This is a genomic window from Shewanella sp. NKUCC01_JLK (genome assembly GCF_019345615.1).
GTDB lineage: Bacteria > Pseudomonadota > Gammaproteobacteria > Enterobacterales > Shewanellaceae > Shewanella > Shewanella oncorhynchi.
In genome coordinates this window covers 211,778-223,603 of record NZ_JAHKRD010000005.1, presented here as the reverse complement: position 1 = coordinate 223,603, position 11,826 = coordinate 211,778, and the positions used below count along the sequence as shown (strand labels likewise).

Below are 11,826 nucleotides of genomic sequence, written 5' to 3'. Positions count from 1 at the left end.
AGTGTGCTTTTGGGGAGGAATGAGTTATTACACAAACACTTCCGTTAACAAATTTGTTTAAAAATGCCACAAAAAGAAGCCCCTAAGTTAGCAAACTTAAGGGCAATACAAGGCTAATAGCAATAAGCGTTAAATGAGATGGATATATCGACGTTACTGATAAATAAGGGGCCTAAGCCCCTTATTGTAAAACCAAACAATCAGGGTAATTTAGATATCTGAGAGTAGATGATTTATCGCTACACGACTGGTGTGCTTAACTTCTTCCATCACAACATAAGTACGCGTGTCGGAAACAGAAGGTAATTTCAATAAAGTTTCACCTAACAAGCGACGATAAGCCGACATATCTGAAACACGAGTTTTCAGTAAGTAGTCAAAATCGCCTGAAACCAGATGACATTCTTGAATATCATCGAGTAGTTGCACTGCGCGGTTAAACTTATCAAACACTTCGGGAGTATCACGGCTTAATGTGATTTCCACGAATACCAGTAGGGATGCACCCAAGAAATGAGGATTCACCAATGCGGTATAGCCATTGATGTAACCTTGCTTTTCGAGACGTTTTACTCTTTCTAAACACGGAGTTGGACTTAGTCCGACTCTTTTTGACAATTCCACATTTGAAATGCGGCCATCAAGTTGTAGTTCATTAAGAATGTTGCGATCGATGCGATCCAAGTCTTTTACAGGACTCTTTTTATTATATGCCATTTATTTAACCTTGCTTTATCACTAAAACAACATTTTATTCTACGTATGCCGAAAGTTCAGCAGCATAAACTGCGTCGCCGATACTATACTAGATATCCCTGAATTAATCACGTTCAGGTCACGATAAAATAACAATTATGCCCATTAAAAGTGGGATTTCAGGCAATTGAGGCTCAAAGATGATTATTGGTGTTCCCAAGGAAATTAAAAACCACGAATATCGTGTCGGTATGGTTCCTTCTAGTGTTCGCGAGTTGGCGATCAAAGGTCACGACGTTTTTGTTGAAACAAATGCAGGCATAGGTATTGGTTTTTCAGATCAAGATTATATTGATGCTGGCGCCACAATTTTAGCGACTGCTGCTGAAGTTTTTGCTGAAGCGCAGATGATTGTAAAAGTAAAAGAGCCTCAAGCAGTTGAACGCGCTATGTTGCGTCACGATCAGATTTTATTTACTTATCTGCATCTTGCTCCAGATTTACCGCAAACTGAAGATTTAATCAAAAGTGGTGCCGTATGTATCGCTTACGAAACTGTGACAGACGATCGTGGTGGCCTGCCTTTGCTTGCTCCTATGTCTGAAGTCGCTGGTCGTATGTCAATCCAAGCTGGCGCTATGGCATTAGAGAAATCTTCTGGTGGCCGCGGTATGTTACTGGGCGGCGTACCAGGGGTTGAGCCTGCTAAAGTCGTCATTATTGGCGGCGGTATGGTTGGTACTAATGCAGCACAAGTGGCAGTTGGTATGGGTGCTGATGTTGTTGTTCTTGATCGCAGTATTGATGCTCTGCGTCGTTTAAATGTGCAATTCGGTTCTGCTGTAAAAGCCATTTACTCAACTGCAGATGCAATTGAACGTCATGTTATTGAGGCCGATCTTGTGATTGGTGGTGTACTAATTCCAGGTGCTGCGGCGCCAAAATTGGTTACTCGTAGCATGATTTCACGTATGAAGCCTGGCAGCGCTATCGTTGACGTGGCGATCGATCAAGGCGGTTGTGTTGAAACTTCACATGCCACTACTCACCAAGATCCTACCTATATTGTTGATGATGTTGTGCATTACTGTGTTGCAAATATGCCTGGTGCGGTCGCTCGTACTTCAACATTTGCGCTTAACAATGCAACTTTACCGTACATTCTCAAGTTAGCAAATTTAGGCTATAAAGAAGCGCTGTTGCAAGACAAGCATTTTCTTAATGGCTTAAACGTCATGCACGGTAAAGTGGTGTGTAAGGAAGTGGCTCACGCCCTAAACTTAGCGTTCACATCTCCTGCGACACTATTAGTATAAGCTTTTAATTAACTTAACTTTTTATGTGAATTTGAGCTAGCTTTACTTAGTATGTAATTCAAATCGGTCTCGATACAATTGAGGCCGATTTTTTTATTGGGTAGAAATACGCTTCACTACGATCGTACCATCATATTCATACAAGCTTATCCCGTGCTTCATTTCGTGGTTCACACTTAAGCTATTTATGTTTTCACAGTAAAGTAAAACTGACACTCTCCATACCAAAACGGATGGACTCGATTAGTGCAATCTAAAAGAATCGCCCTCCAACACTTTACCCCCACAGGTAAATTCCCTACAATCCTTGCAATTTGCTAAAGGCACGGAGATAAAAATGAGCCAGGTCAGACATTGTAACTTATTGATTTTGGGTTCAGGCCCAGCAGGATATACCGCAGCCGTTTATGCTGCGCGTGCGAATTTAAAACCTGTGATGATCACAGGTATGCAGCAAGGCGGTCAATTAACCACGACGACTGAAGTTGAAAACTGGCCAGGTGACGCGGACGACTTAACGGGTCCAGCCTTGATGGAACGTATGCAGAAGCATGCTGAAAAGTTCGATACTGAAATCTTGTTCGATCACATTAACGAAGTCACCTTAACCGAGCGCCCTTTCCGTCTGAAAGGCGATAACGGCGAGTACACCTGTGATGCGCTGATCATCGCAACTGGCGCTTCTGCCCGTTACTTAGGGTTAGAGTCAGAAGAAGCTTTCAAAGGTCGCGGTGTATCAGCCTGTGCAACCTGTGATGGCTTCTTCTATCGCAATCAAAAAGTCGCTGTGATCGGTGGCGGCAATACCGCCGTTGAAGAAGCATTATATTTAAGCAATATTGCTGCTGAAGTTCACCTCATCCATCGCCGTGACACCTTCCGCTCAGAAAAAATCTTGATCGACCGTCTGATGGACAAAGTCGCCAATGGCAACATCATCCTTCACTTAGATCAAACCATGGATGAAGTGGTTGGTGATGCCATGGGTGTGACAGGTCTAAAGATGAAGAGCACTAAAGATGGCTCGATCACTGACTTATCCGTTGCTGGCGTGTTCGTCGCTATTGGTCACAGCCCTAATACCGGTATTTTTGAAGGCCAGTTGGAAATGAACCACGGTTATTTAAAAGTTCAGAGTGGCTTGCAAGGTAACGCCACGCAAACCAGTATAGAAGGTGTTTATGCCTGTGGTGATGTGATGGACCAACATTATCGTCAAGCCATTACTTCTGCCGGTACAGGCTGTATGGCCGCACTCGATGCAGAGCGTTATTTAGACGCTAAAAAGTAACTAGACTCGATTTTTCAACGAATAGCAGGCTTAGCCTGCTATTTTTTTAGGTCAAAATTGTTAAGCAATAGCAAAAAATTTTTGCGGGATTACCAGTCAGTACTGTTCACGCACGCACATGTCTTTCCTTCACCGATTATTAATCTTGTACCAGTTAAATGAGCGCTTATAAGTGTTTAGGTTGGGTTAAGCCTAAAATGGCGCACAAAAAAAGGGACCAAATGGTCCCTTCTCTACAGCAACAAACTAATTTCTTAGTTTAACGCTTCTTTTGCTTTTTCAACTAAAGTTGCAAATACAACTTTGTCGAATACAGCGATGTCAGCCAAAATCTTACGATCGATTTCGATAGACGCCTTTTTCAGACCGTTGATGAAACGGCTGTAAGACAGACCATTTTGACGAGCGGCAGCATTAATACGTGCAATCCAAAGTTGACGGAATTGACGTTTTTTCTGACGACGGTCACGGTAAGCATATTGACCAGCTTTAGTTACTGCTTGAACAGCAACACGGTAAGTACGGCTACGAGCGCCATAATAACCTTTAGCTAGTTTTAAAACTTTCTTGTGACGAGCACGAGCGGTTACACCACGCTTAACTCTTGGCATTTTCTAATCTCCTAAATTAAGCGTAAGGTAATTGACGCGCGATTGCTGGAACGTCAGCTTTTGATACTAAACATTTGGCACGTAAGTGACGTTTACGTTTAGTGCTTTTTTTCGTCAAAATGTGACGTAAGTGTGCTTGCTTGCGCTTGAAACCATTAGCGGTTTTCTTAAAACGCTTCGCTACACCCTTGTCTGTTTTCATTTTAGGCATTTCTAAAACTCCGCATTGGGATGTTTAATAAAAAGCAAGGCGAGCAAAGGCCATAGACCTTTGCTACTTTAAGTTTTGCCCTACTTATTTCTTTTTAGGCGCTAGCACCATAATTGCTTGTCGGCCTTCCATTTTCGGGAAAGATTCAACAACCGCATACTCGTCCAAATCAGCCTTGATACGGTTCAATAGATCCATACCCAGGTTTTGGTGTGCCATTTCGCGACCTCGGAAACGAAGCGTAATCTTCGCTTTGTCCCCGTCTTCCAGAAAACGTATCAGGTTGCGTAGTTTTACCTGATAGTCGTTTTCGTCAGTTCCAGGACGGAATTTAATTTCCTTGACCTGAACCTGCTTTTGCTTCTTCTTTTGTTCCTTGGCTGACTTAGCCTTATCAAAAAGGAACTTACCGTAGTCCATAATGCGACATACTGGAGGTTCAGCATTTGGGCTGATTTCTACTAGGTCTACACCTGCTTCATCTGCCAAATTCTGAGCATCTCTGATGCTTACCACACCAATAGCTTCACCATCAATGCCTGTTAAGCGTACTTCTGGTACACCTGTGATTTCTTCATTGATTCTATTAGGGGCCGGCTGACGCCCTGCTGTTTTTTTGATCTTTATGACCTATTCCTCCAACAATTTGAGACTACGGAGCGAAATCTGTTGATGGATTTTAGTGGCGAAATCTTCAAGTCGCATCTTACCTAAATCGATACCATCACGGGTACGCACCGCTACTTCCTTATTTTCCATTTCTTGATCGCCAACGACCAACAAATAAGGGACACGCCTTAAGGTGTGCTCGCGTATTTTAAAGCCTATTTTCTCATTCCTCAAGTCAAAAGACGCTCGAATACCTTGTTCTTTGAAGAATTTTACGACTTCTTCAACATAATCAGCCTGTTTATCGGTGATATTCATCACGACAACTTGCATTGGGGCTAACCAAGTTGGGAAACGTCCTGCATATTCTTCTATCAAGATACCCAAGAATCGTTCCAAAGAGCCTAAAATAGCACGATGGATCATGACTGGGGTTTGACGGCTGTTATCTTCGGCAACGTAAGTTGCACCAAGACGGCTTGGCAACGCATAATCGAGCTGCACAGTACCACATTGCCACGCTCGGTCCAAACAATCGTGTAAAGTAAATTCGATTTTTGGTCCGTAAAACGCGCCTTCACCTGGCAAAATAGTGAATTCAATATTATTGGCACGCAGAGCTTGCTTAAGTGCTTCTTCCGCTCTGTCCCACATCGCATCGTCACCGATACGTTTCTCTGGGCGAGTCGACAGTTTTACTACGATATTTTCAAAGCCGAAGGTCGCGTAAGTATCGTAAACCATCTGGATACAGGCACTCACTTCCTCTTGAACTTGGCTGTCAGTACAGAAAATATGGGCGTCATCTTGCGTAAAGCCACGTACACGCATTAATCCGTGTAACGAGCCTGAAGGTTCATTACGGTGACAGCAACCAAATTCAGCCATACGCAATGGCAGATCACGGTAAGATTTCAACCCTTGGTTGAAGATCTGCACGTGGCCAGGGCAGTTCATTGGCTTGATAGCGTATTCGCGGTTTTCGCTGCTGGTCGTGAACATGGCTTCTGAGTATTTATCCCAGTGACCAGAACGTTCCCACAACACGCGGTCCATCATTAATGGACCTTTCACTTCTTGGTAAGTGTATTGGTTTAGCTTACGGCGAATGAATCTTTCTAATTCGAGGAAAATGCTCCAACCGTCGTTATGCCAAAACACCATACCCGGCGCTTCTTCTTGCATGTGATACAAGTCGAGCTGTTTACCGATTTTACGGTGGTCACGCTTAGCCGCTTCTTCAAGACGGGTTAAGTGTGTGCTCAGGGCTTTTTTGTCGGCCCAAGCGGTACCATAGATACGTTGCAACATCTTGTTTTCTGAGTTGCCACGCCAATAAGCGCCGGCAATGCTCATTAATTTAAAATGCTGGCAGAAACGCATGTTAGGTACGTGCGGTCCACGACACATGTCAGTGTATTCTTCGTGATGATATAGCGCAGGCGTCGCGTCTTTGCTGATGTTCTCATCCAGAATGGCAATCTTATAATCTTCACCACGCGCAGCGAATGTATCACGGGCTTCTTGCCAGCTAACGACACGTTTTACTACGTCATAGTTGGTTTTTGCCAGTTGAAGCATGCGCTTTTCTAATGCGTCGATGTCATCTTGAGTCAACTTGTGCTCAAGGTCGATATCATAGTAGAAGCCATTATCGATAACAGGACCAATCGCCATCTTGGTTTCTGGCCACATTTGCTTAATCGCGTGACCTAATAAATGCGCGCAAGAATGGCGAAGAATTTCAACACCTTCTTCGTCTTTGGCGGTAATGATTGATAGCTCAGCATCGGTTTCAATGAGATCGCAAGCATCTTTTAATTCGCCATTAACGCGGCCAGCGATACAAGCTTTCGCTAAACCAGGGCCAATATCGGCGGCAACATCGAGGGTCGATACAGCATGAGCAAACTCGCGTTTGCTACCATCGGGAAGTGTAATTACAGGCATGAAATGTCCTTTCCAGTGGTGACCCACACGTAGGGCCACTTGGTTTTAGTTAATGTAAGAGAAATGCTCGCTAGGTTAAGACAGTACAGGAGTCTTAGCCGCCTTGCGTAGCAGGGCGTTTATTCTAAGGGATTGTAGCTAAAAGGCGCAAGCATATTGACCAGAATTGGGATTGGAAACAAAAAGCAAATTCATGATTTTGCAGTGTCTTGGTAACTTCTTGGTCATCTAACTCCCCTATTCTAGCGCCAGTTTATTGGGCATCACTGAAAACATGACAAGGGAGTTGATATGTTGAACTGTATTCTACTGGCTGTAACACTCACGCACACAGCAACCGCTTTACCTGAGCCGCAGGTGAAAATCACAAGCAAATCTTTGATTGATACTCAAGTGTTACTCGTTGATATTAAAAGTGAACTTGAGCAACAGATGCAGCGTTTAACGCTGGATATTACCCAAGATGCCCGCGATGGCGTGTTACACAGCAATGAAATGGAGGGGTTAGTGACGGCAAAGGACTAGTTTTTAGAAGAGATAATGATCCAACAAGAAAATATTTAACCAGAAGGTCTATCATGCTGCGTTTTGAGACCGACTTCATCTAAGTCAGTGCACTGCACTCTGCTGTATACTCAAATAGGAAGCACATAAAGCGCACTCAGGTTTCGAAATCGTCAAAGCGCAGACAATATAAGCGATAAGCGTACGAAGTATGAGATGCGTTGATTGAGCAGAGCGATTCGCTCTATTGGCGATAAGGAGTTGCACCATGAGAGTCATGAACAAAGTTATTGCTTGTCCCCACTGCGGGCACCATCAAGATATCAGTATCGATGCCAGCTGTGGAGACCAAGATTATTACGATGACTGCCGAATTTGTTGTAATCCGATTCACTTACGCTTACACATCGATGAATCGAGACGAACGGTTGAGCTGTATATCGATTCAGACGACGAGCAAATCTATTAAACGAGATTGCACTACACGCTGCGATGTCACAAAACTAACGTGCTTGTTCGTTAAAACGCCTGGCCAGCACGCGCTCGACTGTGTCGACGATAATTTGTGTTTGGCTGTCGATCTCAATATTGAGTTCATCACCCACTTTATACTGACTTAAATTGGTCAGTTTTAGGGTTTCAGGAATTAAGTGCAACTTAAAACCGGAGTCACTCACCTCGCCAACCGTTAAACTACAGCCATTAACGCCAACAAAACCTTTATAAAAAATGTAATCCATCCATTTAGGCTCAATGCCAAGTGTCAGATCATAATGCTGTTCTGTATGGCTAATATCGATGACTTTGGCCTTAGTATGGATATGGCCAGAGAGAATGTGCCCACCAATTTCACTACCAAAAGTTAACGAACGCTCAACATTAACGCTTTGACCTATAGACAAATTAGCCAGATTCGTCAGTCGCAAGGTCTCTTCCACTACGTCGAAAAATACCCTATCATCAACGACCTGAGTCACAGTAAGACATACCCCGTTATTTGCCACACTTGCACCAATCGCAAGTCCCTCATGCAAATCAGGTTCGAACGCTACCTCAAGGGTATTTAGGCCATCTTTCTTATGTATTGCAACCACCTCGCAGGTGGCTTGAACTATACCTGTAAACATTTTCTGCTCGCTTAATCGTTAAAGGCTGTATTTATGAATCATTCAGGCTATCAAGCCAAACGTTTAATCCAATTGGCGCTGCCGGTGCTAATAGCTCAGGTCACTCAGACCATGATGGGCTTTATTGATACCGTTATGGCGGGCCGTGTTAGCGCGGTTGATATGGCCGCTGTTGCGGTCGGCACTAGCCTTTGGTTACCCGCTATTCTGTTCGTCCAAGGTTTACTGATGGCTTTTACGCCTTTATTTGCCCACTACAATGGAGCGAATAATCAAAAAGCCATCCAACCTTTGGCCTTTCAAGGTGCCTATCTTGCCATCATTGGCGGCATTGGCGTGATGGTTTTCCTCGCATCTGCGCCCTTTGTGCTTAGCCATATGGATTTAGAACCCGAATTATACCGCTTAACCATAGGATATCTCGACGGTATTTTATGGGGCGCACCCGCATTTGTGCTTTATCAAGTGCTACGTGGCTGCAGTGAAGGTATATCCTATACCTTACCGACCATGGTCATTGGTTTTGTCGGTCTAGCCGTAAATATCCCCGCTAACTATATTTTTATTTATGGACACTTTGGCGTACCGGCCATGGGCGGCGCAGGCTGTGGTATCGCCACTGCTCTCGTATTCTGGGCCATGCTAGTTGCCATGACCATTTACATGCAGTTACATAAAAAATTCGCGGCTTTAGCTCCCTTCAGTAAATTTCATCGTCCAGACTTTGAAACGATGAAGAAAATGACCAAACTCGGCATGCCGATAGCAATGGCGCTGTTTTTTGAAGTGAGTTTATTTGCCATCATAGCGCTATTACTCGCGCCACTTGGCGCAACAGTGGTCGCAAGTCACCAGATTGCGCTCAACTTTTCTGCCATCGTATTTATGCTGCCGTTATCTATCGGTATCGCGGTATCGATTCGGATTGGTTATTACTTAGGCCGTGATCGCGCCGATATTTCCGCTGTGGTCACTAAAGTGGGCTTATGGCTGGCACTATCCCTTGCTCTAACGACAGCGGTTTTGACCGTATTATTTAGATTCCAAATTGCGAAACTTTATAATGGTGATCCTGAAGTGGTTGCCCTAGCCGGCAGCTTGATGTTGATGGCAGCCCTGTATCAATTATCTGATTCAGTTCAAGTGGTCGCAGCGGGTGCTCTTCGCGGTTATAAAGATACACGCAGCGCTTTTTATATCACGCTGTTTTCCTACTGGGGGATTGGTATGTCACTCGGTTATACCTTAGCTTATACGAACCATATCGTTCCCGCGATGGGCGCCCATGGATTCTGGGCAGGATTGATTGCTGGCTTGACCTCAGCAGCGCTGTTATTTTTCATTCGTCTGCGTTACATCCAAAAGCATGGCGTGCATTTGAGCCTTATTGAAGGTGACAGTGTTCACCATTGATTGCATTAATGGCGAGCGACAGTGCTCGCTTTTTGGTTTATCAGTTTGATTTCGATGCATTCTCTGAAGTAAAGCGAATAAAAAATTGCGGTTTTATCGGCGGCATTGTTGAAACACTGGGCAAGTTGCACAGCAATTCACCATTTGACGACAAATTTGTTTTTTTTGCTTGCCAGCCCTGCGCTATGCCCCTAATATAGCGCTCGTTCCAAGGCGCAACGCTTTTGAATAGCTTGTTAAATTTTGCGATGCACCCGTAGCTCAGTTGGTTAGAGCACTACCTTGACATGGTAGGGGTCGGTGGTTCGAGTCCACTCGGGTGTACCACTCTCTTCAAAGAGTCTAAATTTGAAATTCAAACAGTGCACCCGTAGCTCAGTTGGTTAGAGCACTACCTTGACATGGTAGGGGTCGGTGGTTCGAGTCCACTCGGGTGTACCATTTCTTATTATGTATTTCATTAATCCCCCCTGCTTATCAAGCTAAATACAATTAATCTGCCTTTTAAAGCAGGTGTTTATGGTTTTCACTGCCTTTATCTTTTGATTTAAAATTCATTCCCAAATATCTCAAAGTTCAAAATCCAAAGTAATATCCTGTGCTAAATCAAATATTCGCAGTGGTATTTCTGCGCCCTCTCCAATCCTTTTAAACGAGCGGCCTAAAAATTTTTGACTAAGTACGGCATCGAACAGACACTCGACGGTTAAGGTCGCAGAATAATGCATTCAAAGTCTGTTCGTTGAAAATAGCGTTCAGACAATCATCTGCAATTATCATCACCGCTCAATAGTGAGCGATCCTATCTGCATTTAGCGAGGAAATCCCAATGTCGAATGAAGGTTATCATGAACCCATTACTGAACTCACCGATAAAACCAAGGACATGCACCGTGCACTTACGTCACTGATGGAAGAGCTTGAAGCAATAGACTGGTATAACCAAAGAGTTGATGCGTGCAAAAATAATGAGTTGAGAGAGATACTTATACATAATCGAGACGAAGAAAAAGAACATGCTGCAATGCTACAAGAATGGATAAGGAGACAAGATCCGAGCTTTGATAAACAGCTAAAACATTACCTTTTTACAGATACGCCTGTTGCTCACACAGCTATTGTTCACAAATAAGTATTCAATCTGGCTGTTTGAGCAAGCCATTTTCGTGAGCAAACGCCTTTAGTCACTAAGCTGCCGTTCTTATAAAACAAACCTCTGCATGTGTTATTGCACCATTTAGCTCATTTCATACAGCCTTGCAGAATACTAGCGTGCAAATGTATTACTACGGACACTGTATTCTACGGACTTAGTGACTTTCATTTTTAGCGTGAAGGACTTCACCTAATGCTACCTTAACGAAATATCTTGCGTGTAAATCTTAGGCGTATAGGACCTTTCAATCTCAGAATGGCGAGCACTGCCGTGCAAGAAAAACGAGCGATGTCAGCCATTTTTGAACGACTAAAAACATCACTCACTATTTTTAGCTACCTACGGCAGTTAGAAATGACGACTCAATATTGAGGTCGTACATAACTTAGGCTTTATCGCTCAAATTTTACCGAGTAAAAGGAGTATAACGAGGATCAATACTACCAAACCTAATTCACCGCTCGGGCCGTACCCCCAGCTCTTACTGTGTGGCCAAGTCGGAGCCACACCGATCAGCATCAGAATCAAAACCACCAATAATATTGTTCCTATACTCATGAGAGTCTCCTAGACATTATGGATATAACTCGAACCAGAAATCTTAATCAATATGACAAAGATCCTTTTAAATACCCACATAAAGCTGCCAAACTTTATGCTTAAGGTGCTTACTTAATTGTAAAAGCCTCTGACATCAACTGTGTTTTTCGGCATCCTTAGCCGCTTCTTTTACATTACCAATTGCTTTTTGAGTTTTACCTTTTATCTGTTTCTGAACCCCTTTCATCTGCTGTTTCGGGTTGCCAACGATCTCACCAATTTTTTGCTGCACTTTGCCTGCAGCATCTTTTATTGAACCTTCTATTTGGTCTTTGTTCATGGTCAATTTCCTTTTGTTGTTGATATAACATCTAAATAATAATGAGCGCTAACAATCAGCTA

14 protein-coding genes and 2 tRNA genes are annotated in these 11,826 nt (G+C 43.5%); 8 read left to right on the top strand and 8 right to left on the bottom strand.

Annotated elements, in window-relative coordinates; translation table 11 throughout:
• Window positions 1-210: 210 nt before the first annotated feature.
• The gene (lrp, locus tag KO537_RS07605) at window positions 211-717 is read right to left on the bottom strand and encodes a leucine-responsive transcriptional regulator Lrp (protein WP_006081649.1); all 507 of its coding nucleotides are present in this window, start codon (window positions 715-717) and stop codon (window positions 211-213) included.
• A gap of 179 nt (window positions 718-896) precedes the next feature.
• Here lrp and ald point away from each other — a divergent pair, with 179 nt between their 5' ends.
• Complete coding sequence (gene ald, locus KO537_RS07600; RefSeq protein WP_173496917.1) at window positions 897-2,012, top strand: alanine dehydrogenase; 1,116 nt, start codon at window positions 897-899, stop codon at window positions 2,010-2,012.
• 337 nt (window positions 2,013-2,349) lie between these two features.
• Window positions 2,350-3,303: a thioredoxin-disulfide reductase gene (gene trxB, locus KO537_RS07595; RefSeq protein ID WP_219234163.1), complete on the top strand. Its 954-nt coding sequence runs from the start codon at window positions 2,350-2,352 to the stop codon at window positions 3,301-3,303.
• Between the two features lie 254 nt (window positions 3,304-3,557).
• Here the strand turns inward: trxB and rplT are convergent, their stop codons facing one another.
• The 4 genes from rplT to thrS all read right to left on the bottom strand — a co-directional run bounded on the left by rplT (window position 3,558) and on the right by thrS (window position 6,684).
• Window positions 3,558-3,914: a 50S ribosomal protein L20 gene (gene rplT, locus KO537_RS07590; protein WP_006081652.1), complete on the bottom strand. Its 357-nt coding sequence runs from the start codon at window positions 3,912-3,914 to the stop codon at window positions 3,558-3,560.
• A 16-nt stretch (window positions 3,915-3,930) separates the two neighbouring features.
• Window positions 3,931-4,125, bottom strand: a complete 195-nt coding sequence (rpmI, locus tag KO537_RS07585) for a 50S ribosomal protein L35 (RefSeq protein ID WP_006081653.1) — start codon at window positions 4,123-4,125, stop codon at window positions 3,931-3,933.
• A gap of 84 nt (window positions 4,126-4,209) precedes the next feature.
• Entirely contained in the window at window positions 4,210-4,752 is a 543-nt protein-coding gene (gene infC / locus KO537_RS07580; RefSeq protein ID WP_012089240.1) for a translation initiation factor IF-3, read from the bottom strand.
• 3 nt (window positions 4,753-4,755) lie between these two features.
• Window positions 4,756-6,684 carry a threonine--tRNA ligase gene (gene thrS / locus KO537_RS07575; RefSeq protein ID WP_028759936.1) on the bottom strand — a complete coding sequence of 643 codons (1,929 nt, stop codon included), beginning with the start codon at window positions 6,682-6,684 and terminating at the stop codon, window positions 4,756-4,758.
• A 291-nt stretch (window positions 6,685-6,975) separates the two neighbouring features.
• Here thrS and KO537_RS07570 point away from each other — a divergent pair, with 291 nt between their 5' ends.
• The gene (locus tag KO537_RS07570) at window positions 6,976-7,209 is read left to right on the top strand and encodes a hypothetical protein (protein WP_131525575.1); all 234 of its coding nucleotides are present in this window, start codon (window positions 6,976-6,978) and stop codon (window positions 7,207-7,209) included.
• Between the two features lie 247 nt (window positions 7,210-7,456).
• Window positions 7,457-7,657 carry a CPXCG motif-containing cysteine-rich protein gene (locus KO537_RS07565; RefSeq protein ID WP_028759934.1) on the top strand — a complete coding sequence of 67 codons (201 nt, stop codon included), beginning with the start codon at window positions 7,457-7,459 and terminating at the stop codon, window positions 7,655-7,657.
• A gap of 34 nt (window positions 7,658-7,691) precedes the next feature.
• Here the strand turns inward: KO537_RS07565 and KO537_RS07560 are convergent, their stop codons facing one another.
• Window positions 7,692-8,315: a riboflavin synthase gene (locus KO537_RS07560; protein ID WP_028759933.1), complete on the bottom strand. Its 624-nt coding sequence runs from the start codon at window positions 8,313-8,315 to the stop codon at window positions 7,692-7,694.
• 33 nt (window positions 8,316-8,348) lie between these two features.
• Between KO537_RS07560 and KO537_RS07555 the strand changes: the two genes are divergently transcribed.
• The 4 genes from KO537_RS07555 to KO537_RS07540 all read left to right on the top strand — a co-directional run bounded on the left by KO537_RS07555 (window position 8,349) and on the right by KO537_RS07540 (window position 10,860).
• Window positions 8,349-9,728: an MATE family efflux transporter gene (locus KO537_RS07555; RefSeq protein WP_219234162.1), complete on the top strand. Its 1,380-nt coding sequence runs from the start codon at window positions 8,349-8,351 to the stop codon at window positions 9,726-9,728.
• Between the two features lie 250 nt (window positions 9,729-9,978).
• Window positions 9,979-10,055 (top strand) — tRNA-Val (locus KO537_RS07550).
• Window positions 10,056-10,092: 37 nt separating this feature from the next.
• Window positions 10,093-10,169: transfer RNA gene (locus KO537_RS07545), tRNA-Val, on the top strand.
• Window positions 10,170-10,557: 388 nt separating this feature from the next.
• Entirely contained in the window at window positions 10,558-10,860 is a 303-nt protein-coding gene (locus KO537_RS07540) for a ferritin-like domain-containing protein (RefSeq protein ID WP_219234161.1), read from the top strand.
• A 423-nt stretch (window positions 10,861-11,283) separates the two neighbouring features.
• Here the strand turns inward: KO537_RS07540 and KO537_RS07535 are convergent, their stop codons facing one another.
• On the bottom strand, window positions 11,284-11,436 hold the full coding sequence (locus KO537_RS07535) for a DUF3309 family protein (RefSeq protein ID WP_346729598.1): 153 nt from the start codon (window positions 11,434-11,436) through the stop codon (window positions 11,284-11,286).
• A gap of 142 nt (window positions 11,437-11,578) precedes the next feature.
• A complete protein-coding gene (locus KO537_RS07530) occupies window positions 11,579-11,764 on the bottom strand; it encodes a CsbD family protein (protein WP_028759929.1) in 186 nt (61 codons plus the stop codon).
• Window positions 11,765-11,826: the final 62 nt, after the last annotated feature.

Coding starts and splice junctions, on each gene's coding strand:
- KO537_RS07570 (WP_131525575.1), top strand. CDS start 6,976: ATGTTGAACTGTATTCTACTGGCTGTAACACTCACGCACACAGCAACC.
- KO537_RS07565 (WP_028759934.1), top strand. CDS start 7,457: ATGAGAGTCATGAACAAAGTTATTGCTTGTCCCCACTGCGGGCACCAT.
- thrS (WP_028759936.1), bottom strand. CDS start 6,684: ATGCCTGTAATTACACTTCCCGATGGTAGCAAACGCGAGTTTGCTCAT.
- KO537_RS07530 (WP_028759929.1), bottom strand. CDS start 11,764: ATGAACAAAGACCAAATAGAAGGTTCAATAAAAGATGCTGCAGGCAAA.
- ald (WP_173496917.1), top strand. CDS start 897: ATGATTATTGGTGTTCCCAAGGAAATTAAAAACCACGAATATCGTGTC.
- lrp (WP_006081649.1), bottom strand. CDS start 717: ATGGCATATAATAAAAAGAGTCCTGTAAAAGACTTGGATCGCATCGAT.
- KO537_RS07540 (WP_219234161.1), top strand. CDS start 10,558: ATGTCGAATGAAGGTTATCATGAACCCATTACTGAACTCACCGATAAA.
- rplT (WP_006081652.1), bottom strand. CDS start 3,914: ATGCCAAGAGTTAAGCGTGGTGTAACCGCTCGTGCTCGTCACAAGAAA.
- trxB (WP_219234163.1), top strand. CDS start 2,350: ATGAGCCAGGTCAGACATTGTAACTTATTGATTTTGGGTTCAGGCCCA.
- rpmI (WP_006081653.1), bottom strand. CDS start 4,125: ATGCCTAAAATGAAAACAGACAAGGGTGTAGCGAAGCGTTTTAAGAAA.
- KO537_RS07555 (WP_219234162.1), top strand. CDS start 8,349: ATGAATCATTCAGGCTATCAAGCCAAACGTTTAATCCAATTGGCGCTG.
- KO537_RS07560 (WP_028759933.1), bottom strand. CDS start 8,315: ATGTTTACAGGTATAGTTCAAGCCACCTGCGAGGTGGTTGCAATACAT.